Annotated in this window: 20 protein-coding genes; 7 read left to right on the forward strand and 13 right to left on the reverse strand. The window is 72.5% G+C overall.

What is annotated here, in order from left to right:
* Nucleotides 1–102: 102 nt before the first annotated feature.
* The gene (locus WHN02_RS00335; RefSeq protein WP_434741549.1) at nucleotides 103–1,254 is read right to left on the reverse strand and encodes an FHA domain-containing protein; all 1,152 of its coding nucleotides are present in this window, start codon (nucleotides 1,252–1,254) and stop codon (nucleotides 103–105) included.
* Nucleotides 1,251–1,544: a 4a-hydroxytetrahydrobiopterin dehydratase gene (locus WHN02_RS00340; protein ID WP_434741550.1), complete on the reverse strand. Its 294-nt coding sequence runs from the start codon at nucleotides 1,542–1,544 to the stop codon at nucleotides 1,251–1,253. Before WHN02_RS00340 ends, WHN02_RS00335 begins: the two co-directional genes overlap by 4 nt.
* 188 nt (nucleotides 1,545–1,732) lie before the next feature.
* On the opposite strand from WHN02_RS00340, the gene WHN02_RS00345 reads away from it, so the two are divergent.
* On the forward strand, nucleotides 1,733–2,512 hold the full coding sequence (locus tag WHN02_RS00345; protein ID WP_434741551.1) for a hypothetical protein: 780 nt from the start codon (nucleotides 1,733–1,735) through the stop codon (nucleotides 2,510–2,512).
* Between the two features lie 68 nt (nucleotides 2,513–2,580).
* Here WHN02_RS00345 and WHN02_RS00350 read toward each other — a convergent pair whose 3' ends face one another.
* The 5 genes from WHN02_RS00350 to WHN02_RS00370 are packed head-to-tail and all read right to left on the reverse strand — an operon-like array spanning nucleotide 2,581 to nucleotide 8,479.
* Complete coding sequence (locus WHN02_RS00350; protein ID WP_434741552.1) at nucleotides 2,581–6,120, reverse strand: SCO7613 C-terminal domain-containing membrane protein; 3,540 nt, start codon at nucleotides 6,118–6,120, stop codon at nucleotides 2,581–2,583.
* Between the two features lie 48 nt (nucleotides 6,121–6,168).
* Entirely contained in the window at nucleotides 6,169–6,489 is a 321-nt protein-coding gene (cutA, locus tag WHN02_RS00355; protein WP_434741553.1) for a divalent-cation tolerance protein CutA, read from the reverse strand.
* A 9-nt stretch (nucleotides 6,490–6,498) separates the two neighbouring features.
* The gene (locus WHN02_RS00360; protein WP_434741554.1) at nucleotides 6,499–7,515 is read right to left on the reverse strand and encodes a 1-acyl-sn-glycerol-3-phosphate acyltransferase; all 1,017 of its coding nucleotides are present in this window, start codon (nucleotides 7,513–7,515) and stop codon (nucleotides 6,499–6,501) included.
* Complete coding sequence (locus tag WHN02_RS00365) at nucleotides 7,515–8,345, reverse strand: patatin-like phospholipase family protein (RefSeq protein WP_434741555.1); 831 nt, start codon at nucleotides 8,343–8,345, stop codon at nucleotides 7,515–7,517. The genes WHN02_RS00360 and WHN02_RS00365 overlap by 1 nt, the downstream gene beginning before the upstream one ends.
* Nucleotides 8,346–8,350: 5 nt before the next feature.
* Nucleotides 8,351–8,479, reverse strand: a complete 129-nt coding sequence (locus WHN02_RS00370; RefSeq protein ID WP_434741556.1) for a hypothetical protein — start codon at nucleotides 8,477–8,479, stop codon at nucleotides 8,351–8,353.
* An 80-nt stretch (nucleotides 8,480–8,559) separates the two neighbouring features.
* Here WHN02_RS00370 and WHN02_RS00375 point away from each other — a divergent pair, with 80 nt between their 5' ends.
* Entirely contained in the window at nucleotides 8,560–10,299 is a 1,740-nt protein-coding gene (locus WHN02_RS00375; RefSeq protein ID WP_434741557.1) for a serine/threonine-protein kinase, read from the forward strand.
* 16 nt (nucleotides 10,300–10,315) lie between these two features.
* On the opposite strand, the gene WHN02_RS00380 is transcribed toward WHN02_RS00375, so the two are convergent.
* From WHN02_RS00380 to WHN02_RS00400, 5 genes are all read right to left on the reverse strand, one after another.
* Complete coding sequence (locus tag WHN02_RS00380; RefSeq protein ID WP_434744108.1) at nucleotides 10,316–11,371, reverse strand: glycosyltransferase family 4 protein; 1,056 nt, start codon at nucleotides 11,369–11,371, stop codon at nucleotides 10,316–10,318.
* A gap of 257 nt (nucleotides 11,372–11,628) precedes the next feature.
* A complete protein-coding gene (locus WHN02_RS00385; protein WP_434741558.1) occupies nucleotides 11,629–13,257 on the reverse strand; it encodes a trypsin-like peptidase domain-containing protein in 1,629 nt (542 codons plus the stop codon).
* A 62-nt stretch (nucleotides 13,258–13,319) separates the two neighbouring features.
* Nucleotides 13,320–14,855 (reverse strand): sensor histidine kinase, encoded by a 1,536-nt coding sequence (locus tag WHN02_RS00390; RefSeq protein WP_434744109.1) that lies wholly within the window; start codon nucleotides 14,853–14,855, stop codon nucleotides 13,320–13,322.
* Between the two features lie 17 nt (nucleotides 14,856–14,872).
* Nucleotides 14,873–15,574 carry a response regulator transcription factor gene (locus WHN02_RS00395; protein ID WP_434741559.1) on the reverse strand — a complete coding sequence of 234 codons (702 nt, stop codon included), beginning with the start codon at nucleotides 15,572–15,574 and terminating at the stop codon, nucleotides 14,873–14,875.
* Between the two features lie 7 nt (nucleotides 15,575–15,581).
* Nucleotides 15,582–16,484 (reverse strand): lysophospholipid acyltransferase family protein, encoded by a 903-nt coding sequence (locus tag WHN02_RS00400; RefSeq protein WP_434741560.1) that lies wholly within the window; start codon nucleotides 16,482–16,484, stop codon nucleotides 15,582–15,584.
* Between the two features lie 144 nt (nucleotides 16,485–16,628).
* On the opposite strand from WHN02_RS00400, the gene WHN02_RS00405 reads away from it, so the two are divergent.
* The 5 genes from WHN02_RS00405 to WHN02_RS00425 all read left to right on the forward strand — a co-directional run bounded on the left by WHN02_RS00405 (nucleotide 16,629) and on the right by WHN02_RS00425 (nucleotide 23,569).
* The gene (locus WHN02_RS00405) at nucleotides 16,629–17,297 is read left to right on the forward strand and encodes a hypothetical protein (RefSeq protein ID WP_434741561.1); all 669 of its coding nucleotides are present in this window, start codon (nucleotides 16,629–16,631) and stop codon (nucleotides 17,295–17,297) included.
* 221 nt (nucleotides 17,298–17,518) lie between these two features.
* Nucleotides 17,519–18,457: an ABC transporter ATP-binding protein gene (locus WHN02_RS00410; protein ID WP_434741562.1), complete on the forward strand. Its 939-nt coding sequence runs from the start codon at nucleotides 17,519–17,521 to the stop codon at nucleotides 18,455–18,457.
* Nucleotides 18,454–19,281, forward strand: a complete 828-nt coding sequence (locus WHN02_RS00415) for an ABC transporter permease (protein ID WP_434741563.1) — start codon at nucleotides 18,454–18,456, stop codon at nucleotides 19,279–19,281. Before WHN02_RS00410 ends, WHN02_RS00415 begins: the two co-directional genes overlap by 4 nt.
* A gap of 250 nt (nucleotides 19,282–19,531) precedes the next feature.
* A complete protein-coding gene (locus WHN02_RS00420; protein ID WP_434741564.1) occupies nucleotides 19,532–23,314 on the forward strand; it encodes a multifunctional oxoglutarate decarboxylase/oxoglutarate dehydrogenase thiamine pyrophosphate-binding subunit/dihydrolipoyllysine-residue succinyltransferase subunit in 3,783 nt (1,260 codons plus the stop codon).
* Between the two features lie 75 nt (nucleotides 23,315–23,389).
* A complete protein-coding gene (locus WHN02_RS00425) occupies nucleotides 23,390–23,569 on the forward strand; it encodes a DUF6104 family protein (protein ID WP_350896367.1) in 180 nt (59 codons plus the stop codon).
* A 3-nt stretch (nucleotides 23,570–23,572) separates the two neighbouring features.
* Here the strand turns inward: WHN02_RS00425 and WHN02_RS00430 are convergent, their stop codons facing one another.
* Complete coding sequence (locus tag WHN02_RS00430; RefSeq protein ID WP_434741565.1) at nucleotides 23,573–24,007, reverse strand: ATP-binding protein; 435 nt, start codon at nucleotides 24,005–24,007, stop codon at nucleotides 23,573–23,575.
* Nucleotides 24,008–24,020: the final 13 nt, after the last annotated feature.

The raw sequence follows: 24,020 nt of genomic DNA on the forward strand, positions 1-24,020 counted from the left end.
CGGGCGAACCAGGCGACACGACGAGGCCGGGCGAACCAGGCGACACGACGAGGTCAGGGCAGCCGGCGCGCCCCGGACGGGTACGCCGGCTGCCGACGACGGTCAGGCGTTGGGCAGCCGCATCGCCATGGTGGGCGCTTCGGCCATCACCGAGGCGGGGGTGATGGGCGCGCCGCTGGCCAGCTCACCCGGTCGCCCCACCTGGACCCCGGGGTAGAGCTCGACCATGTCCCCACCGTCGAGGATCCGGGACTGTCCGGGCTGGAGCTGCTGCCGGTCGGACTCCTTCATCGACCCGCCCGGGCGGACGCCGGAGCCGTTCGTGCTCACGTCGGTCACCACCACCTCGCCGGCCCGCAGCTCGAACTGGAGGTGGCTGCGGCTGATCCAGCGGCGGGCCTCGTCGTTGAGCCACTGACCGAGGGTGATCCCACCGGGCTGGTCCGGGGACCTTCCGATCAGCACGGGCTCGTCGGCGGTGAGCACGAACCGCCGACGGATCAGCCCCCCGACGCTCACCGCGAGGACCTGGGTACGCGGACGGGGCCCGCCGTCGTTGAGTCGGGTGCCGTGCCGGGGGCAGGTCGGTACGCCGTTACGCAGCGCCGGTGGCGGCTGGCCGCCCGCAGGCCGGTCGACCCGGGCCAGGTCGGCGAAGGCCCCGCCGCCCCCGCCACCGCCGAAGAGGGCGCACCCCGGCTCGGGGCACCGCCACTGCCGGGCGAGCAGCTGCTCACCGACCGGGGAGGGGCGTCCCTCCACCGGGACGGTGGCGTTGCCGACGTGGGCGACGAAGGCCGGGCCACCCTGGCCGGGAACCGGGGCCAGGACGCGGCCGGGCTCCTCGGTGACCCAGGGGAACCGTCCGCGCAGCCCGTCGAGGCGGTTGCGGGTGAGCACCGGGAGGCCGAGGAGGTCGGCCACCTCCAGCATCCGGTCGCCGGGGTTGTCGAGCACCTCGACCAGCCCGTCGTCGGCCCACCGGCGGACCACCATCCGCTCGTTGGAGGTGAGGTCGGCGTCGGAGAGGACGGCCCGGTGCACCACCGCGTAGACCGGGACGCTGTCCTCCTCCAACTGCCGGGAGAGCGCGTCGATGATCATGCCGAGCCGGAGCAGGTTGGCCGGTCGGCCGCCGTCGAGGTCCTGGTACCTGATCACCTCTGCCAGGTCGAGGACGGCCCGGGCCAGCGAGGGGTCGACGCACACCCGCCCCTCGATCGCGTCCAGCACCTTGCTGATCTCGAATCTCACCGGGCACCTCCGACGATCTCGTCGATCCGTCGGGCCAACTCCAGGTCGCGGGGAGTGACTCGATCGACGGTGTGGGTCACGCAGCGGAAGGTCACGGTCCGCCACCGGATGTCGATGTCCGGGTGGTGGTCGAGCTCCTCGGCCACGACGGCGACCCGGTCCACCACCGCGATGGCGGCCGGGAAGTTCCTCAGCTCGACGGTTCGGGTGATCCCGGCCGGAGTTCCTGTCCAGCCGGTCAGCCGTTCCAGCTCGTTCCGCACCGCCTCGGCGGTCAGCGCGTCTGCCATGGGGTGACCCTACCGGTGCAGGTCGCGGTCGTGGTGACCATGCCGGGCGGATCGGAGCAAGACCACATGCGGGCCGTACGGGACCCTCGCCACCCGGCGGATGTCCCACCCCGTCGCTAGCCTGTGCGAGACCCGGCCGGGCCGCCTCGGCGACCCCGGCCAACCCGAGAAGATGGAGTACCTCCAGCATGAAGACTCGACGGCTGGCGACCACGGGGGCCGCGCTCGTCGCCGCATTCGGTCTCGCCCTGACCGGTTGCGGCACCGACGGGACGTCGGACACCCCGGCCGGCAACGGTGACGGCGCGGCGGCGGAGTCCAGCGCCGCACCGGCCGACCCTCGTGCGGAGCTGAGCGCGGCGGCCATGAAGCTCAACGAGGACAGCGTCCGGGTCGAGATCAAGTCCTCGGTCCTCAGTGGCGGCGGGGTGATGGACCCCACTGCCAAGAAGCTCGACATGACCATGGACCTGGGCGGGCAGGGCTCGTTCCGCATGATCACGATCGACAACGACGGCTACCTGAAGTACACCGGCGTACCCGGCATGTCCGACAAGTGGCTCCGGCTCGACATCAGCAAGCTCGGCGCGAGCGGCCAGATGAACCTGATGCCCGACGGCGACCCGGGCGGTGCCCGACAGCTCGTCAACGGCGTGGTCGACATCGAGAAGGACGGCGACCGCTCCTTCTCCGGCACCATCGACTACACCAAGGCCAAGCCCGGTGACAAGGCCGTCGAGCAGATGGGCGAGAAGGGCAAGGCGGTGCCCTTCACCGCCAAGACCGACGACCAGGGCCGACTCGTCGAGTTGGTGGTCGACACCAGCGTCCTGGACCAGTCGCTGGGCAAGATGACCACCACCTACTCGGACTTCGGCACCGAGGTCGACGTGCAGAAGCCGCCGGCCGCCGAGACCCAGGAGGCCCCGCCGGCCCTGCTGGAGTCGTTCGGCGCCACCACCACCTGACCCTCGTGCCGGGGTGCCGGTGGTGTCCCAGGGACACCACCGGCACCCCGGCACCCCCCGTTCCCTCCTCAGGTCATCCGGCCGACCGCCGAGCGGAGGCGGGCCAGGTCCCGGCGCCGCCGCTCGTAGGTGGCCGCGACCGAGATCAGCACGATCCCGCCCAGCCCGAGGTAGATCCAGCGGGGCAGCAGATCCCAGCCACGCAGCGTCTCGTGCAGGGCCGACAGGGTGAGCCCCACCGTCCCCAGCACCACCGGGGCCTGCCACCGCCGGGCGGCCCCGACCAGGACTGCGGTGAGGGCGACCACCCCGACCAGCAGCCGCCGCCAGGGCTGCGGGTCCGCCGCCGCCAGCACCGACACCAGGCTGGGCAGCAGCAGCGCGGCGAGCCCCGGCCCGAGAGCCAGCCAACTGGTCAACTCGGGGCGTCTCCGCAGGACCGTCGCCCCGGCGACCAACGCCAGCACCGCCGCCGGAACCGTGTACGCCTCCAGCAGCGCCACCTCACCGGCGAGCAGCATCAGCCAGGCGCCGACCACCTGGGAGGTCCAGGCGATACCTGCCAGCACCCGTCGGCGTCCGGTGGACTCGCCCAGCAGCAGACGTACCGCGACAGCGGTGCCCCACAGGACGCAGACCACTGCGGCGTGCCGGATCGCCCCGAAGGCGAACAACACGGCGACCCCGGCGACGACCTGGGCGAGGATCTCCAACACCCGGCTCGACGTCGGCTGCCGTCGGACCAGCACCGCGGCGGCGACAAGGGTCGACACCGCCACGGCGAGCACTGCGAAGGCTGCCGTCCGGGGGAGCAACCCGCCGGCCGACGAGGCGGTCAGGGCGAACCCGAGCGCCGAGGCGACCGCCACCGGCCAGCCGGTCAGCCGGACCGCCGGGTGCCGGGCGGCCACCCCGATCGCCAGGGCCGCCAGCAGGAGCGTCCCGGTCGCACCGAGGGTCCCGAGTCGGGTGGCGAGCAGCCCTGCCACCCCGGCCCCCAGGGTCACCACCCCGGTCGGCAACGCGACACCCACCACCACCGGGTACGGCCTACCGACTGTCGACACCAGCAGCGCCGCCGTACCGACGAGCAGCAGAACCGCCGGCACCACCGGCCAGGGCGCGCCGACCGCGACCAGCAGCACCGGGACGGCTGCCACCAGGAACGGAGCGGCGGTCGCCGCCCGGGTCCGGGCACCCCGGGTGACCAGGGCGGCGGCGAGCGCCAACACCAGCAAGGCGGCCCCCGTCCCCGGCGACCCGGAGACCGTCTGCGTCGGGACCCCGGACCAGATCCCGGGGATCGGCCGGTACGGAGCGAGCAACGCGACCAGGGTCGCGGGCAGGGCGGCGAGGACCCCCACCGTCAGGAGCAGCCCACCCGGGATCCAGAGCGCGACCCCGGGTCGCCGGTCCGGGGCGGCCACCAGCACCAGCAGGACACCGAGCGCGGCGTAGAGCGGCACCGGTTCGTCGCTCGTCGTCATGACCGCCGCGAGACCGGCCGACCCGACCACCACCGCGTACCCGGCTTCGGCGTACCGGGTGGACTCCGGCCACCAGCGGCGGACGGCGTACGGAAGCAGGACCGTCAGCGCCGCGGCGGCGAGCAGGGCGCGGGCCTGCCACCAGGAGGGCGCCCCGGCGACGAGGGCGAGCAGCGGCGCGGTCAGCGCAGCGGTGGCAAGTGCCACGCCCAGGCCCACCCCGCCGACGATCCGCTGGACGGTGGACCCCCGGCGACCGAGGACCGCCACCACCAGGGCTGCCGACGCGGTCACGGTCAACGCCACGATCATGCCCAGTGGCCGGGCGAACGAGACGAGCAGCGCGTGTCCGATCAGGATGGTCCCGCCCACCGCCGGGGGGAGGACCATCCGGTGCCGCGTACCGGGTCGGACCACGGCGGCGACGAGCAGGGCGACCGCGCCGAGGAGGCCGAGCGCCACCACTGCGGGCCAGGACGCCCGCCAGGCCGCCGGCGCGGCGAGGATCCCCAGGGTCACCGCCGGGACCACGCTCACCCACCAGCCGGTACGGGGGACGACCAGGGTCACCGCCGCAGCGGCGAGCAGGACCAGCACCGGGAGCTGCCACCCCCAGGTCAGCAGGGGACCGGGGTCGGCTCCCCGCCAGGCCGGCAGGGAGCGGCTCACCGTCATGGAGGCGAAGACCATGGTGAGGACGACGGCCGGCAGGGCGGTACCGACGGCCACCACGAGCGCCCCGATCCAGGGCCCGGTCCGCCACCGTTGCGGCAGGAGTCGGACCACCCCGGCGGTGGCGACCGCGAGGACCCCGACGGCCAGCAGCGTCAGCGTCGGCCACTGCTGCCCGAAGGCCCGGACGATCGCGGCGACGGACACCGGGACCGCCATCGCGGCGGCGGTCACGGCGAGCCCCCGGCTGCCGAGGGTCCGGGCCGTACCGAAGAGCACGGTCACCGCCAGCAGCAGCGGAAGGCCGGCCAGGACCGGCACCCCGAAGGCCTCCCCCTTGGCGAAGGGGACCAGGGCGAACCCGGCCGCGACGAGTACCGCCATCGCGTGCCCGATCCAGGCGCAGATCTGTCCGACCAGCCGGACACCGCCCGCCGGGGCGGTCGCCCGACGGTGGTGCAGGACCCCGAGGACGGCCAGGTTGATCAGGGCGACCCCGATGAGGACCAGGGTCCAGCCGGTGGCCGAGAGGTCCGCCTCGACGGCCAGCAGCGGCAGTACGGGCTGCACTGTCAGCCACGCCCAGAGCCACGGTCCGGTGAGTCGGCTGAGTCGCCCGTACCCGGCGGCGAGCGCCGCGCAGGCCCCGCCGACGAGGGCGGCGTAGCGCGTCCCGGGCCACGCCGAGACGCCGAACAGGTCCACCATCCAGATCGCGTACCCGTCGAGGAGCACCAGCAGCAGACCCACGGCGGCCAGGGTCTCGGCCGTACCCCGCAGGCCCCGCCGGGCCGCCACCAGCGGCAGCGCCAGCACGACGACGGTGACCGCGGCGAGGATCAGGGCCCGTCCGGCGACCCCGACGGTGGCCCAGGCCACGGCGGTGAAGACCACAGCGGCGGTGCCCAGCAGCAGACCGCCGAGGGCGAACAGCAGGGCCCGTACCGCCCGGTCGGAGGTCTCCTCCCCGGCCGGTCGGGTCGGTGGTGCCACGGCGGGCGGCCGCCAACCGGTCGGCGGGACACCCGGTCGGACGGGCTGACCCGCCGGTACGGGGTGCGCCACCGCCCCCGGTGGACCGGCCGTGACGGCGGGGACGGGCCGGCCGGTCGGCAGGGGTGGTACGGCCGACCCCGGCACCGGATGACGCGGTGCAGGTACCGGGTGGTGCGGTGCGGGCACCGGGTGCGGTCCGGCGGGGGCGGGGACCTCGGCCCGGACCCGGGCCGCCCACCTCGCCCTACTGTCCCGGGTGGCGGCGAGTCGACCGGCGAGATCCTGGTACGTCCGGTGCACCCGCTCCACCTCGCGGCCGAGCGTCACGATCTCCCGGTCCAGCCGGATCACCTCGGCGGCGGGCGGGTACGGGGGCCGCCGACAGCCGGAGCAGCCGACGCGCAGGTCGGCCGGCGCGCCGCAGGCGGGACAGGGGTAGGTGCTGGGCTCCACCGGGTCATCCTCACGGCCCGGCCCCCGGCCTGGGAAGAGTGCCCGTACTCAGGGGCGGGTGTGCTCGACCACCCAGGCCGTGTACGCCGGGTTGCCGCTCTGCACGGTGGTGACCAGGATCTCGGGCACCTCGTACGGATGGTTCGCCCGGATCTGGGTGAGCAGCGCCTCCACCCGGTCAGGGGCGGTCTTGAACTGCACCGACCACTCGGTGGTGGTCTCCACTGCGGACTGCCACCAGTAGGTGCTGTCGATCTGACCGCCGACCTGGGCACAGGCCGCCAGTCGACCGGCGACCGCCGCTGCGGCCAGTACGTCGGCCACCGACCGCACGTCCACCACCGTCGTCACCACGCAGATCTGCTCCACGGGACGACCCTACGCGGCGTCGTCGCGGTTGGCCGCGATCCAGTCGTCGATCTGCTTCCACCAGTCGTACAACCAGTCGATGCGCTCCTGGCGGCCGGTCGGGATCTCCTCCGGTGGCACCGACCAGAAGCGCATCACGATCCGCTTGTCCATCGGCAGTTCCCGCCAGACGTCGGCCACCGTGAGCATCTGGTCGAGCCCGGTGTGGGCCACGAAGATCACCCCGGCGTCGGGGGCGGCGTCCAGCGCGGCGAGCAGGCCGCCCGGCTGCGGGGCGAGGACGTGCTGCATCCGCTCGGCCCGTAGCGCCATCCGTTCCAGGCCCCGGGAGCGCAGCCGGGCGATCGCCTTGAGCCGACGGCGGGGGGTGAAGTTCCCGCCCTCGGGGAAGATCACGAAGGCGTCGTCGTCGTCGAGCCCGACAGCGAGGTTCCCGATCTGCTCGATCACCGATCCACCGGTGTCGGGGGTGGGTGCGATGAACCGGGTCGGCAGCCGGTTGAGCAGCACGTCGATCGCCGGGTCCCACTGCAGGGCCGCCTTGAGGACGATCCGGGGCTCCCGGGAGAACCAGTTGACCAGGGCGTGGATCAGGATGAACGAGTCGCCCGGTCCGGCGTGGCGGCACAGCACCAGCTCGGGCCGACCGGGCAGGGCGGTGTCCGGGTCGGTGCCCACGACGTCGATCCTCAGCCGCAGCGTCCACCGGACCTGCCAGAACAGCATCCGCAGGAACGCACCGGCGAGGACGTAGTGCGCCCGTTGGAAGGCCGGTGACCGGGTACGCCACCCGAACCCGGAGCCGACCCAGAGCACGAAGAGCGCCAGCAGCGCGGCGGCGTCCCAGATCAGGTAGACGGTGCCCATCCAGAGCAGCCGCAGCGGGCGGAGCCGACCGGGCACCAGCGGGGAGGCCGCCGCGGCGAGGAACGCCCAGGCCGGCAGGGTGGTCACCAGCAGGAAGGCCAACAGGACCACACCCGGGGCCAACACCGACCGGCGGACCCACCGTGGAGGCAACGGCATCAACGCTCCAGGTCCGCCAGGTAGCGCCGGGAGGCGGTGTACGCGCGGCTGATCCGACGCCCGACCGCCGCCATGTCCCGGTACGCCCACGGGGTGTCGTCCCGGGGCTCCAGCCCACCGGTGGGCAGGACGTGCACCTGGACCCCGTCGGGCAGGGCCGCCAGGTCCCTGGCGAACCGGTGCCGACGGGCGATCTCGAACGCCACCTGGGCCACCTCCCAGGGCCGTCGGGGCGGCGTCAGCGCCCGTTCGATCCGCCCCACCTGGAGTACGAAGATCTTCTCGGCCCCGGCGGTGACAGCCGCGCCGATGGGGATGGAGTTGACGATCCCCCCGTCGACGTAGTGCTGTCCGTCGATCTCGGTCGGCGGCAGGAGCCCCGGCACCGAGGCGCTGGCGAGCACGGCGGGCACCAACGGTCCACTGTCGAACCAGTGTTCGGCTGCGCGTTCGATGTTGGCCGCGCAGCACATGAACGGCACCCGGAGGTCGGCGAAGGTGACCTGTTCGCCGAGTTCGGACTCCAGGAGTCGGCGCAGGGGGCGGGGCGAGTGCAGGTGGGTACGCGCGGCGAACCGTCGTAGTTGCCGGGCCACCGAGTCGCCGTACACCTCGCTCGCCTCTGGCGAGGCCCAGAGCCGGACGAGCCGGTCGGTGACCGCCTCGGTCGGATCGGCGGCGACCAGGGCGCCGTTGACCGCGCCGATGGAGGTGCCGACCACCAGGTCGGGTCGGATCCCGGCGCGGAACAGCGCACGCAGCATGCCGACCTCGACCGCGCCGAGCACTCCCCCGCCGCCGAGCACGAACGCCACCGGACCTTGACCCATGACGTTCATCCTGGCACGGCGGGGAAAGGCGTCGTCCCGCCCACCGTCGCCGCCGACGCCGCGAACCGGACGTCGGCCACGACCACCGTCGCGACCGGGACGGACAGCCGGTTCGACCCGTCGGTGGTGATCATGGGACGATCCGCCCGTTGACAGTCCAGACGCATTCGCGCAACCTGATACCGCCCCCACCCCCAGGCAGGTGCGATCACTGATGGCAACGCTGCAAGCCGGCAGGTTGCTGGCCCGCAGGTACCGACTCGTCGACCAGATCGGGTCCGGCGGCATGTCGGTGATCTGGCGCGCCCGGGACGAGGTCCTCGACCGGGTCGTCGCGCTGAAGGTGCTCGCGCCCTCCCTCGCCGCCGACGCCCGGTTCCGGGACATGGTCCGGGCCGAGGCCCGGGCCGCCGCCCGGCTGGTCCACCCGCACGTCACCTCGGTCCACGACTACGGGGAGACACTGGCCCCGGACGGCTCCATCACCTCGTTCGTGGTGATGGAGCTGCTGACCGGGGAGGAGCTGGAGGACCGGCTGATCGAGGGTCCCCTGCCCTGGCCGGAGGCGGTGGAGATCGGGGCGCAGATCGCCGACGCGTTGGCCGCCGCCCACCGGCTGCACATCGTGCACCGGGACATCACCCCGGCGAACGTGATGATGACCCGGGTCGGGGCGAAGGTGCTGGACTTCGGCATCGCCACCCGGATCGGCGCCCCGGACGAGGACGAGGACGGCGGGACCTTCGGCACCCCCGCGTACGTGGCACCGGAGCGTCTCGACGGGGCCCAGGCCCAACCCGCCACCGACATCTACTCCCTGGGTGTCCTGCTGTACGAGACGCTCACCGGCCAGGTGCCGTACCCGGCGGACACCTGGGAGGAGTTGAGCACGGCCCTGGCGCACACCGCGCCCCCGCAGACCCTCGACGTGCCGGGGCTGCCGGTCGAGGTGACCCGGATCTGCCTGCGCTGCCTCGACCGCGACCCCCAGCGGCGGCCGACCGCCGCACAGGTGGCGGCCACCCTGCGCGACCAGCTCCTGCCCTCCGACCCGCAGGCCGCCACGATGCTGGCACCGACCATGACCCTGCCCTCGATCGTGGTGGCGCGCCCGGCCGGTCCGCCCCCGGCGACCGGCGGGGGTTCGGCTCCCGCGCCGCCGCCCTTCGCCCCGGCCCCCGGGTCCGCGCCCCTGTCGGCCTTCCCTTCGGCAGCGGGATCCGCCCCCGCACCGCCGCCGCCCTTCGCGCCTGGTCCCGGTCCCGCCGGACCGGTCGCCGGATCCGCCGCGACGGCCGGCACCCGGGACGACGACCGGTCGTCCGAGACCCCCGACGGGGCGGACCCGGACGTCGCCTCCGAGCGACGGTCGCCGCGCCGCCGGTCCGTCGTGCTCGCGGTGGGGGCGGTCCTGGTCGTCGGGGCGGCGCTGCTCGTCCCGATGCTCACCTCGGACTCCGACCCGGACCCGACGCCGACCACGGCGCTGCCGACCACCCAACCGGTGCCCCAGCCGCCGCCGGACGTCGGCCCCTCGCCGACGTCGGATCCGACAGCCGCACCGTCGCCCCGCCCTACCGACACCTCCGAACCCGGCCCGACGGAGGCGCCGACGCCGACCGCGTCACCGCCCCCGTCCCCGCCCCCGGTCACCCGCCAGCCCACCTCGTCGCCACCGGGCCGGTCCCCCGCGCCCCAGCCGGTCGACCCGGCGGCCCGGGTCGACCAGCTCATCGACGAGGGCGTGGCAGCCGGACAGATTCGCGGTGACGTCGGCACCGACCTGCGCAACCTGTTGCGGAACCTGAGCGCCGGCGACCAGGAGTCGTTGGCCGGGTCGATAGCCGAGGCCCGGGGGAAGGTCGCCGAACGACGGCGGGAGGGCAGCATCACCTCGCGGTACGCCAGCCAACTCGACGCCGCCTTCGCCGACCTGGCCACCGCACCCCGCTGACCGGCCCCGGCCCCGGTCAGGGACGGGCCAGCGGAAACGGCTCCCGGGTCGAGACCGCACCAGCCCCGATGAACTCCCGGTACACGGCCTCGTAGCCGAGCGCCATCCGTTCGGTGGAGAAGTTCTCCGCCACGTGCGCCACGCAGGCCGCCGGGTCCATCCGGGTCACCTCCTGCAACGCCGTGGGCAACTCGACCGGGTCGGCGCAGACCACCCCGGTCAGCCCGGGCCGGATCAGCTCCGCCACGGCACCACGGTCGAGGGCCACCACCGGCGTACCGGTGGCCATCGCCTCCACCATGACCATGCCGAACGGCTCCGCCCACTGGATCGGCATGATCAGGCAACGCGCCTCGACCAGCAGCCGCAGCGCCGTCGCCCGGTCGGCGTTGAACACCACCGTCACGTCCGAGTCGAGCATCGGCTCGATCACCTGCTCGTAGTACCGCCGCTCCACCGGCTCGTTGCACTTGCCGGCGAGGACCAGCGGCAGACCGGCCGCCCGCGCGGCCCGGATCGCCAGCTCCGGTCCCTTGTCCGGGCTGAACCGGGCCAGCCACAGCACCGCCCCGGTACTCGGCTGGGACTTGCGTGGTATCTCAGCGATGTCGAGGGCGTTGTGCACCGTACCGACCCACGGGAGTGCGGGGTTGGAGCGGCGTTGGGCGTGCGAGATCGCGACGAGTCCGACTCCGTGGTCGGTGTCGCTGAGCACCGTGCCGTACTCGCCGACCGGGTTGCCGTGCACCGTGGCCACCGTGGGCACCGACCGGCGGCCGGCGACCAGCGGCCCGATGGTGGTGTGGTCGTGCACCACGTCGAAGTCGGCCGGGTCGACGAGCTGGTTGACCCGGGCCAGGTGGGCCAGCTCGGGCAGTGACTCACCGAGCCGGTCGAACTGGAGCTCCGCCTCGGTGGAGACGAACGCCGCCGGGGTGCCGTGCTCCACCCCCGCCCCGAAGAGGGTCACCGCGTGCCCGTGCCCGGTCAGGGTGTTCACCAGCGCGGCGACCACCTGCTCCAGGCCGCCGTACCCGGGCGGTGGCACCGACAACCACGGCGGCACCACCATCGCGATCCGCAGCGGTCGCCCCGGCGACGCACCGGACTGACGGTGGTGTGCGGTCACGAGTCCTCCCCGTTGGTCCCCTGAACGCGTGACCGGCCGCTTTCCCGGGGTCGGCGGCGGTAAACGCCACCGGCACGGCGGGTGACCGGGTGCCGACGAGAAGGCGGCGGGACACAGGGTGCCGACGAGAAGGCGGCGGGTGACGGCCGACCCCCTCGGCCTGTCACCCGCCGCCCGGTCAGGGGACGGTCCGCGTCGGGCTACGACTCGGTGAGCGTGACGGTCACCGTGTTCTCGGCGCCGTCGCGCTGGTACCGCACCTCGACCCGGTCACCGACCTTGCGCGCCTGGACCGCGCCGACCAGGTCGCTGGAGTCGTTGACCGTCGTGTCACCGAAGCGGGTGATCACGTCACCCTGTCGCAGGCCGGCCTGCTCGGCGGCGCTGCCGGGCAGCACCGAGGAGACCAGCGCGCCACCGTTCTGTGCCCCGGCCACGCTCACCCCGAGGCTGGGGTGGCTGATCTTCTCGCCGCGCTGGAGCTTCTCCGCGACGTCCTTGGCCTTGTTGCTGGGGATGGCGAAGCCGACGCCGATGTTGCCGGTGCTCTGTCCGGCGGTGGCGATCGCGGTGTTGATGCCGATCACCTCGCCCTTGGTGTTGACCAGTGCCCCGCCCGAGTTGCCCGGGTTGATCGGCGCGTCGGTCTGGAGCAACCCGGCGATCGAGGACGCGCCCTGCTGCGGGTCCTGCTGGCTGCCGGCCCGGATGGTGCGGTCCCGGGCACTGACGATGCCGGAGGTCACCGAACCCTGCAGACCCAGCGGGCTGCCCAGGGCGAGCACCTGGTCGCCGACCTGCATCGCGTCGCTGTCGCCGAAGGTCGCCGCCTTGAGATCGCTGACCCCGTCGGCCTTGACCACCGCCAGGTCCGTCTTCGGGTCGGTGCCGACCACGTTGGCCTGGGCCGTCTTGCCGTCGGCGAAGGTGACAGTCACGGTCCGGGCGGAGGCGACCACGTGGTTGTTGGTCAGGACGTACCCGTCGCCGGTCAGGATCACCCCGGAACCCTCACCGCTGTCGGTGGCGATGGAGACCACGCTGTCCTGGACCGCAGCGGCGATCTTGGGCAGGTCGGCACTGTTGATCACGGGAGCGGCGGAGAAGGTACGGCTGCCGCCCGAGCCGTCGCTGAGGCCGAGCGCGAGCGCGCCACCGGTCACGCCGGAGCCGAACATCAGACCCATCACCACGATCCCGGCGACGACGTACCGGGCCGCCCGGTTGGGCCGCTGCGCGGGGCCGTGGTTCTGGGCCCAGGGCGGGACGGGCTGACCCATCGGGCCGTAGCCGGGGTGGCCCGGCTGGGGGTGCTGGCCGGCGGGCTGCCACGGACTCCCCGGGTACGCCCCGGAGGTCGGGTACGGCGGAGTCGACGTCTGCTGACCACCCGGCCGGTACGCGTCGTCGGCGGACGGCCTGCCCCCGCCGACGGGTCCCGACCCCGCGTACGGGCCGGACTGACCCGGCCCGGTGTACGGTCCGGACTGGCCCGAACCGGCGTACGGCCCGGACTGGCCCGAACCGGACTGCCCCGACCCCGCGTACGGGCCGGACTGACCCGCGTACGGGCCGGCGTGGCCCGAACCGGTGTACGGGCCGGGCCGGCCGTCGCCGGGCTCGGTGCGGATGGGAGTGGTGTCCGCTCCGGCGTCACCGGAGGGACCGTAGGACGGAGACGGGGCACCGGCGGCCGGAGCGCCGGGGGCGGACCCGGCGGGGGCCGGGTCGGAGTGCCCGGGTGCGACCCGGGGCAGCTCGGCATCGTGGTGCGACGGCTCGGCGTCGGTTGCCGGCCGCCGCTGCGGGTCGGACTCGTACTCGGTCATGACTACACCTTTCCCCGCCGCACTGCGATCCGCCTGGAATCGTCCTGGATGTTTCCTGAAAGTCAGTCCACCTCGTCGGCCCCGGTCGGGGCCAGCGGCAGCCGGACCCGGAACGTGGCGCCGCCTCCAGGAGTCTCCCCCGCCTCGACGGTTCCCTGGTGGACGGCGACCAGAGCAGCCACGATGGCCAGCCCCAGACCGGTGCCGGTGACCCCACCGGCCCGTCGGGTCCGGGCCGCGTCGGCCCGGTAGAAGCGCTCGAAGACCCGGTCGGACTGCTCCGGGGAGAGCCCCGGGCCGGTGTCGGCCACCTCGATGACCGCCTGGTCCCCCGGCTCGGCCCGCAGCCGCAGGGTGACCAGGGCCTCGGTCGGGGTGTGGGTGAGGGCGTTGGTCATCAGGTTGCCGATCACCTGGCGGAGCCGGGCGTCGTCACCGAGGACCACCAGCGGCCCGGATCCGGGGGCGATCTCCAGGTCGATCCGTCGGTCCGGGGCGACCGCGCGGGCGGCCTGCACCGCGTCACCGGCCAGGACCGGAAGCTCCACCGGGGCCAGGGAGAGCGGGCGTTCCCGGTCCAGCCGGGCCAACAGCAGGAGGTCCTCCACGAGCAGCCCCATCCGGGCCGCCTCGTCCTCGATCCGGCGCAACAGGCCGGCGGTCTCGTCGGGGGTGCGGGCCGCGCCCTGCCGGTACAGCTCGGCGAAGCCCCGGATCGTGGTCAGCGGGGTACGCAGCTCGTGGGAGGCGTCCGCGACGAACTGCCGCATCCGCTCCTCGGACCGGCGGGCCCGGCCCTCCGAGGCCTGGGCGGCCAGGGCCGCGTCCCGGGCACCGACCTCTGCCGACCGGGCGGCGATCTCCGAGGCGGCCCGGGCGGTGAAGGCCGCCTCGATCTGGGCGAGCATCACGTTCAGCGCCCGGGAGAGCCGCCCCAGCTCGCTGGTGGCGTACACCTGCCCCTCCTCCGGGTCGGGCACCCGGCGGCTGAGGTCACCCCCGGCGATGGCAGCGGCGGTCTGTTCGATCTCCATCAGGGGTTTGAGGCTGGTCCGGACGATCGCCGCCCCGATCGAGGCGAGCATGACCAGGACCGCCCCGCCGACCAGGAGGTCGATCCAGATCAGCCGGGTGACGGCCCGGTCGGCGTCGGTGAGGTGTTGGCCGATGGCCACCCACTGCCCGTTGGGCAGCTCGGTGTAGAGCATCCGCCAGGACACCTCGCTGCCCTGCGCCTTGACCGTGAACGGCTCTCCGGCCAGTCGCTCGAACCCGGCGGTGTCACCCGGCCAGGGCGGCAGGTCCGCCTCGGAGAACCGTTGGTCGTCGTAGCCCCAACTGTCCGTCAGGCCGGTGGCCGGATCGGTGACCACCACGAGGTAGTCGGTGGGGAACTTGAACCGGCTGACCTGCTGGGCGGCGACCGCGATCTCGACGTTGCGGGCCGAGGAGTGCAGCTCGGCGTCGACCTGGTCGACGAGGTACGTGCGGAGGAAGAACGTGGTCAGCGAACTGATCACCAACAGGGCGGCGGCCACCAGGAGGAGTACCGCCGCGATCAGCTTGACGCGGAGCGGGACCCCCCGCAGCCGCACCATGCTCTGCTGGTAGGGGTTCACGCTGCCGGCTTGCGCAGCACGTACCCGACCCCCCGGAGCGTGTGGATCAGGCGGGGCTGGGTGGTGTCCACCTTGCGCCGCAGATACGAGATGTACGACTCGACGATGTTGTCGTCGCCCCGGAAGTCGTAGTTCCACACGTGGTCGAGGATCTGCGCCTTGGACAGCACCCGGTTGGCGTTGAGCATCAGGTACCGCAGCAGCTTGAACTCGGTCGGGGAGAGCTGCACCCGCTGGCCGGCCCGGTGCACCTCGTGGGTCTCCTCGTCCAACTCCAGGTCGGCGAAGGTGAGCCGGGAGGGGGCGTGCTCGCCGCTGGTGGTCCGGCGCAGCACCGCCCGGATCCGGGCGGTCAACTCCTCCAGGCTGAACGGTTTGGTGACGTAGTCGTCGCCGCCGAGGGTGAGCCCCCGGATCTTGTCGTCGGTCGCGTCCCGGGCGGTCAGGAACACCACAGGGGTCCGGGTGCCGCCCTCGCGCATCATCCGGATGACCTCGAAGCCGTCCAGGTCCGGGAGCATGACGTCGAGCACCACCAGGTCGGGCCGGTGGTCCTGCGCCGCTGTCAGCGCGGCGCTGCCGCTTGTCGCGGTGGCGACGTCGAAGCCAGCGAAGCGCAGGCTCGCGGAGAGCAGTTCGAGGATGTTCGGGTCGTCCTCCACGACGAGAAGTCGCGCCTCGGTCTGGGTTGCGGCCATGCCGTCATCATGCGGGACGTGCCTGCGGCGATGCTGAGGGGTTCCTGAAAACACCCTGAGACCCGACCCGGTGGCTCCGGACCGGCACCGGGTGGGTCGACGGAGCCGACCGCACGGCCGTCTCGGCGATCCGGGCCAGCGCCCGCCGGTCCGCGTCGGCGGCCGGGTGCAGGGGTGCGGTGACAGTCACCGCGACCACCAGGCCCCGGGCCGCGAGCACCCGTCGCGCCGACCGCCACAGGGTGTGGTCGCCGAGGAGGGCCGCCACGTCGGAGCCGCCGCCGGCCAGGTGGTAGCCGATGTGCAGCGGCACCACCGGGGCACCGGTGTCGATCGCCGCCTGGAACATCGCCGGCCGGAACCCGTCGACCGGTCGGGAGGCGCCCCGGTCGGCCCCACCGCCCCGGCTGCACCAGGTGGTGCCCTCCGGGAAGACACCCACCGGGTCACCGGCCCGCAGCGCGGCGGTCACCTCACCCACGGTGGTCGGCAGGTTCCGGGGGCGGGAGCGGTCCACCGTCACGCTCCGGGCGGCCCGGGCGAGCAGCCCGAGCAGCGACCGACTCCGGACCTCCCGCTCGGCCACCAGCCGGGCCGGGGCGGTGGCCTGCAACGCCAGCACGTCCAGCCAGGAGACGTGGTTGGCGACGAGCAGGGCCCGCCGTCGGGGCAGCCGGCCGGTCACTGTCAGTCGTACCCCGAGGGCCCGGAGCAGTCCCCGGGACCACCGCCGTACCGCACCCCGGGCGGCGGGGGCGGTCAGCAGCGGCACGACGGCGGCCAGCCCGACCCCGGCCACCAGCAGCACCAGTACGGCGACGCCCCGGCCGATCCGGTGGGGGACCGACACCGTGGCGGCGTCGGTGCCGGGCCGGTACCGAGCGGGGCGTGAAAAGTGCAGAACAGTCATGACACCTGTGTAGGGAACCCGGGTGGACGGCGGACCCGGGGACCGGTGTCGACCCGGTGAACGTCGGTGGGCGGGGCCGGGACCACCGACGTGGCAGGCTGCCAGGGCGGACCGGCGACCGGCCGGGCGACTGCGGAGGTGACGATGATCATAGAGCGGCGGTACGTCGGTCCCCCGGATTCGGGCAACGGGGGATGGAGCGCCGGGGTCTTCGCCCGGGTGGCCGGGGAGGGGCCGGTCGAGGTGACCCTGCGCAGACCGCCACCGTTGGAGACCCCGTTGACCGCCGTGGCGGAGGCCGCCGGAGCGACGGAGATCCACGATCCGGAGGGGCTGGTCGTCGCCGAGGTCCGTCCGGTGGCCGCGTTCGCTGCGGCGGCCGGTCCGGTCGACGGCGTACGGGCGCGGGCCGCCGCCTCGGCGTACCCGGGACTGGTGGACCACCCCTTTCCGGGCTGTTACGTCTGCGGCCCGGCCCACCCGGAGGGGTTGCGGATCTTCCCGGGGCGGCTGCCGGACGGGCGGACCGCCGCGCCGTGGCACGTGCCGACGGGGGTCACCGACGCCACGGTCTGGGCGGCGCTGGACTGTCCGGGCGGCTGGGCGGTGATCGGTCCCGGTCGGCCGTACGTGCTCGGCCGGATCGCCACGGTGCTGACCGGGCTCCCCGCACCCGGCGACGAGTGCGTGGTGACCGGCCTGGTCGAGGCGGCCTCCGGGCGTAAGGCGCAGGTCAGCTCGGCCCTGTACGCCCCGGACGGCACCCTTCTCGGTCACGCCCGGGCCACCTGGATCGCCCTGCCCGCCGGGTGATCTTCCTCTCGTGGTCCTCCTTCCTGGGGAGGACCGCCCCCGGCGCCGTCCTGCCGAAGGTGGAGTCGGATCTCCCGACCGCGTCTGATTGATTCCCCTCCCGATCAGGGCAGGCTTGGTACGACGTTGAGATCTGCGGTCACACTGAGCTGAAAGATTCCTGTGTTCCACCCCGGGCGGAACCGGCACCGAGCCGTTGCGTCCCGCAGGAGAGGAGAGAGATGCCTGACGGGCAGCGAAGCCCCACCACCGGTAGCGGTCAGATCGTGGTGTCCGGCCTGACGAAGCAGTACAAGAACGTCAGGGCGGTCAACGACCTGTCGTTCACCGTGGAACCGGGGCGGGTGACCGGCTTCCTCGGCCCGAACGGCGCCGGCAAGACCACGACCCTGCGGATGCTGTTGAACCTGGTCACCCCGACCTCCGGTTCGGCGACCATCGGCGGTCAGCGGTACTCGGACCTGACCCACCCCCTGCGCCACGTCGGTGCGGTGCTGGAGGCGTCGAGCGCGCACAAGGGGCGGACCGGCGTCAACCACCTTCGGGTGATCGCCGCCGCCGCCGGTCTGCCGAAGCACCGGGCCGACGAGGTGTTGGAGCTGGTGGGTCTGACCCCGGCGGCGAAGCGCAAGTTCAAGGGTTACTCCCTGGGCATGAAGCAGCGGCTGGGGATCGCCGCGGCGATGCTCGGTGACCCCCGGGTCCTGGTGCTCGACGAGCCGGCCAACGGCCTCGACCCGGAGGGCATCCGGTGGATGCGCGGGTTCCTGAAGGCCCTCGCCACCGAGGGACGGACCGTCCTGGTCTCCAGTCACCTGCTCTCCGAGATGCAGCTGCTCGCCGACGACGTGGTGATCATCGCCGCCGGCCAGCTGGTCCGGCAGGGACCGGTCCAGCAGGTCCTCGGTGCGATGACCCAGGGTGCCCGGATCCGGGTGCGTACCCCGCAGGCCGAGCAGTTGGGCAAGACCCTGCGTGAGCAGGGGGCCACCGTCGACGTCGACGAGCAGGGTGTCCTCCTGGTCTCCGGCCTGGAGCCCCCGGCGGTCGGCCAGGCCGCCCTCGCCGTGCAGGCGGAACTACACGAAATGACCCCGGAACGCCCCGACCTGGAGCGGGTCTTCCTGGAGCTGACGGCCGGAAAGGCGGGCATCCGATGAACCTCGTCCGATCCGAGCTGCTCAAGATCCGTACGACCGCCGCCTGGTTGTGGCTGGCGTTGGGCGCCCTGGTGGCGACCGCGCTGGCCCTGGTGGTCAACTCCTGGCTGGCGCACCTCACCCTCACCGGTGACGGCACCGAACTGGCGGGGTTGCCTCCGGAGGAGGCGGCGGCCCAGCAGGACGTGGTCGGCCAGGCCGCCAACATCTACACCTCGGGTCAGTACTTCGGTCTGCTCTTCGTGATGCTGATCGGTGTGCTGATGGTCACCAACGAGTTCTTCCACCAGACCGCCACCACCACGTTCCTGTCCACGCCCAAGCGGACCAGTGTGATCTTCAGCAAGCTGGCCGCCGCGAGCCTGATCGGGTTCGGGTTCTGGCTGGTGACCACGATCATCGTCCTGGTCGCCGGGGCCGCCTTCCTGAGCATCAACGACTTCGGCACCCAGCTCGGGCAGTGGGAGGTACAGCGGGCGATCCTGTTCAACCTGCTCGCGTACGCCATCTGGACGGTCCTGGGCATCGGGGTCGGGACGCTGATCACCAACCAGATCGGCGCGGTGGTCACCTCGGCGGTGGTCTACCTGATCGGCACCCAGGTCGCGGGGCTGTTCTTCTTCCTGCTCTCCACCTGGCTGGAGAGCGACGCGGTGATGAAGTGGCAGGTCGTCATGCCGTCCGTCGCCTCCAGCGTGATGGTCAACAGCATCGAGTCGCCGATGCTGCCCGCCTGGTGGGTGGGTGCGTTGGTGCTGGTCGGCTACGCCCTGGTCACCGGAGCGGCCGGCATCCTGATCACCCGTAAGCGGGACATCTCGTAACGGGTCCACGCAGGACGCCGACGTCGGCCAGGCCCCCACGGGCCCGGCCGACGTCGCTTATCAGCAAACGACCGAACACGCAGGGTTTGGTGAACTTCTGGCATCTTCTGTGAAACCGGCCACGGCTCGGAGGCGGAAATGCCGGGCGGTCCTGTACGGCGTAGCCTGGGACACGTCCCGTGCCCGTCGAATCGGGTGCACAGGACACCGCGTGACACACAAACCCGCGTGAAAGAGGCGATTACCGGCCGTGTCGACCCAGCAAACGTCGCAGGAGAACCCACTGGCGGGTTTCGGCCCGAACGAGTGGATCGTCGAGGAGATGTACCAGCGCTACCTCACCGATCCCAACAGCGTCGACCCGGCCTGGCACGACTTCTTCGCCGACTATCGGCCGGGTGCCGACGGCCAGAAGAAGTCGGCGGCAGCGCCGAAGTCGGAGGGCCAACCGCAGTCCGAGAGCCGGCAGCAGCCCGCTGCCCCGGCGAAGAAGGCCGAGCCGACCGCTGCCGCGTCGGGGGCGACCCCGGCCGCCGGCACCGCCGAGAAGGCCGCCCCGGCGAAGAGCGCCCCGGCCAAGGCCGCACCCGCGAAGAGCGCACCGGTGAAGGCCGCTCCGAAGGCTGACGTCGCGAAGTCCCAGAACGGCACGGCCGCACCGGCGAAGCCGACGACCCGGGAGCCGCAGACCGTCCCGTTGCGCGGGGTGGCTGCCAAGATCGTCCAGAACATGGACGCCTCGCTGAGCGTGCCGACCGCGACGAGCGTCCGGGCCGTCCCGGCCAAGCTCCTGGTCGACAACCGGATCGTGATCAACAACCACCTCGCCCGGGGGCGGGGTGGCAAGGTCAGCTTCACCCACCTGATCGGGTACGCGATGATCCGGGCGCTCGTCGAGCACCCGGAGATGAACAACTCCTTCGCGCAGACCGACGGCAAGCCGACGATGGTCCGCCCGGCCCACGTCAACCTGGGCATCGCCATCGACCTGGCCCGTCCGGACGGCAGCCGTACCCTCGTGGTGCCGTCCATCAAGGGCTGCGAGCAGATGGACTTCCGCCAGTTCTGGCAGGCGTACGAGGACGTGGTCCGGCGGGCTCGCAAGAACGAGCTGACCATGGACGACTACTCCGGCACCACGATCTCGCTGACCAACCCGGGCGGCATCGGCACCGTCCACTCGATCCCCCGCCTGATGCAGGGGCAGAGCGCCATCATCGGCGTCGGTGCGATGGAGTACCCGGCGCCGTACCAGGGCATGAGCGAGGAGACCCTGGCGGAGCTGGCGGTCAGCAAGATCATCACGCTGACCAGCACGTACGACCACCGGATCGTCCAGGGTGCGCAGTCCGGCGAGTTCCTCAAGGTGATGCACGAGCTGATCCTGGGCGAGCACGGGTTCTACGACCAGATCTTCACCTCGCTGCGCATCCCGTACGAGCCGGTGCGGTGGATGCGGGACGTGGCCGTCAACTCCGAGGGTCAGATCAACAAGACCGCCCGGGTGCACGAGCTGATCCACGCGTACCGGGTGCGCGGCCACCTGATGGCCGACACCGACCCGCTGGAGTTCAAGATCCGCAAGCACCCGGATCTGGACGTCCTCCAGCACGGGCTGACCCTGTGGGACCTGGACCGCAGCTTCCCGGTCAACGGCTTCGCCGGCAAGAAGCGGATGAAGCTCCGGTCGATCCTCGGGGTCCTTCGCGACTCGTACTGCCGCCGGGTCGGCGTGGAGTACATGCACATCCAGGACCCGGAGGAGCGCCGCTGGATCCAGGAGCGGATCGAGCACGGGTACGAGAAGCCCCCGGCCGACGAGCAGAAGCACGTGCTCAACCGGCTCAACGCCGCCGAGGCCTTCGAGACCTTCCTCCAGACCAAGTACGTCGGCCAGAAGCGGTTCTCGCTGGAGGGCGGCGAGTCCCTGATCCCGCTGCTCGGTGAGGTCCTGGAGGCCTCCGCCGAGGGCGGGCTGGACGAGGTCGTCATCGGCATGGCCCACCGGGGTCGGCTCAACGTGCTGGCCAACATCGTCGGCAAGCCGTACGAGAAGATCTTCTCCGAGTTCGAGGGGCACCTGGACCCGCGTTCCACGCAGGGTTCCGGTGACGTGAAGTACCACCTCGGGCAGAACGGCAAGTTCACCACTCCGGACGGCGACAACTCGGTCAAGGTCTCGGTGGTGGCGAACCCGTCGCACCTGGAGGCCGTGGACCCGGTGCTGGAGGGCATCGTCCGGGCCAAGCAGGACCGGATCGACCTCAAGCTGGAGGGCTACACCGTGCTGCCGCTGGCGGTGCACGGTGACGCCGCCTTCGCCGGGCAGGGAGTGGTCGCCGAGACCCTCAACCTGTCCCAGCTGCGCGGCTACCGCACCGGCGGCACCGTCCACGTGGTGGTCAACAACCAGGTCGGCTTCACCACCGCCCCGGAGTACAGCCGGTCCAGCCTCTACAGCACCGACGTGGCCCGGATGATCCAGGCGCCGATCTTCCACGTCAACGGCGACGACCCCGAGGCAGTGGTCCGGGTCGCCCGGCTCGCCTTCCAGTACCGCCAGGCGTTCAACAAGGACGTCGTGATCGACCTGGTCTGCTACCGGCGGCGCGGGCACAACGAGGGTGACGACCCCTCGATGTCCAACCCGCAGATGTACAAGATCATCGACTCGAAGCGGTCCGTCCGCAAGCTCTACACCGAGGAGCTGATCGGTCGGGGCGACATCACCGTGGAGGACGCCGAGGAGCTGCTGCGGGACTACCAGTCCCAGCTGGAGCGGGTCTTCAAGGCCACCCGTGACGCCGCCTCGGTGCCCAAGCAGCCGGCCCGTCAGCGCCCCGAGGTACAGCCGGAGCCGGAGGTGGAGACCGCCACCAGCAGCGAGGTGGTCAAGGCCATCGGCGAGGCGCACGTCAACCTGCCGGAGGGCTTCACCCCGCACAAGCGGATCCAGCAGCTGCTCGACCGGCGGGCCAAGATGTCCCTCGACGGCAACATCGACTGGGGCTACGGCGAGATCATCGCCTTCGGCGCGCTGCTCAACGACGGGGTCACCGTCCGGCTCGCCGGGCAGGACTCCCGCCGGGGCACCTTCGTCCAGCGGCACGCGTCGGTGGTGGACGCCGAGACCGGCGACGACTACCTGCCGTTGAAGTCGCTGACCGCCGACGGGGAACGGTCCCGGTTCTTCGTGCACGACTCGCTGCTCAGCGAGTACGCGGCGATGGGCTTCGAGTACGGCTACTCGGTGGAGAACATCAACGCCCTGGTCTGCTGGGAGGCGCAGTTCGGCGACTTCGTCAACGGCGCCCAGTCGGTCATCGACGAGTTCATCTCCTCCGGGGAGGTGAAGTGGGGCCAGCGCTCCGCCGTCACCCTCCTGCTGCCGCACGGCCACGAGGGCCAGGGGCCGGACCACACCTCCGGCCGCCCGGAGCGGTTCCTCCAGATGTGCGCCGAGGACAACATGCGGGTGGCCGTTCCGAGCACCCCGGCGAACTACTTCCACCTGCTGCGTCGCCAGGCCCTGTCGCCGAAGCGCAAGCCGCTGGTGGTGTTCACGCCGAAGTCGTTGCTGCGGCACCGGCTCTGCGTCTCGTCGGTGCAGGACTTCACCACCGGCACCTTCGCCCCGGTGCTGGCCGACACCGCCGCTCCCCCGGCCGAGCAGGTCAAGCGGGTGCTGCTCTGCTCGGGCAAGGTCTACTACGACCTGTTCCAGGCCCGTCAGGAGCGGGGCGTCACCGACACCGCGATCGTCCGGATCGAGCAGCTCTACCCGCTGCCGGTCGAGGAGATCCGGGCCGCCCTGGGCGCGTACCCGAACGCCGAGGACTTCGCCTGGGTCCAGGAGGAGCCGGCCAACCAGGGTGCCTGGTCGTTCGTGGCGCTCAACCTCCTGGAGCACCTCAGCGAGGTACGGCTGCGCCGCATCTCCCGCCCTGCCGCCGCCGCCCCGGCGGTCGGTTCGGCGAAGATGCACGAGGTCGAGCAGGCCACCCTGCTCGACGCCGCCCTTCCCCGGCCCTGACGGCCGTTGACCGACGCTGGGGCGGGTCGCCGGAGACGGTGGCCCGCCCCAGCGGCCTGTTCGAGGAGAGATCCCATGTACTTCACCGACCGTGGCATCGAGGAGCTGGTCCAGCGTCGGGGCGGCGAGGAGGTCACCCTGGAGTGGATCGGCGAGCGGCTGCGTGACTTCGTCGACCTCAACCCCGAGTTCGAGACCCCGATCGAACGCTTCGCCACCTGGCTCGCCCGCTCCGACGAGGACGACGACGAGTAGGGATCAGGGACGGTCCGCCGGCCAGGGGCCGGCGGTGGCCATGGTGATGGTGGCGGTGAGCCCGCCGGGGTGACTGGCGAAGGTGGCGGAGTCGGCGAGGTGGTCGGCGAGCCACAGTCCCCGCCCGCCGACCGCCGTCGGCGTGGGCACCTGGTCGGGTGGGGTGAGGTGGGCGGGGCCGCCCTGGTCGGTGACCCGGCAGATCAGGTTCGCACCGACGCGGTCGAGGTGCAGGTGGCCGCGCCCGCCGCCGTGCGCGACGGCGTTGATGACGAGTTCGTTGACGGCGATGACGAAGTCGTCGAGACGGTCGTCGTGGAGTCCGGCGGCCAGCGCCAGCCGGGTGACCTCGTGTCGGAGCGTGGTGACGGTGCTGGTGTCGAAGGCCAACGAGAGCAGGGCCGTCTGGTCGGAGAGCGTGTCGTCGCCGTCGGTCATGGCAGTCCCTCGG

This window comes from Micromonospora sp. SH-82 (genome assembly GCF_051132485.1).
Taxonomy (GTDB): domain Bacteria; phylum Actinomycetota; class Actinomycetes; order Mycobacteriales; family Micromonosporaceae; genus Micromonospora.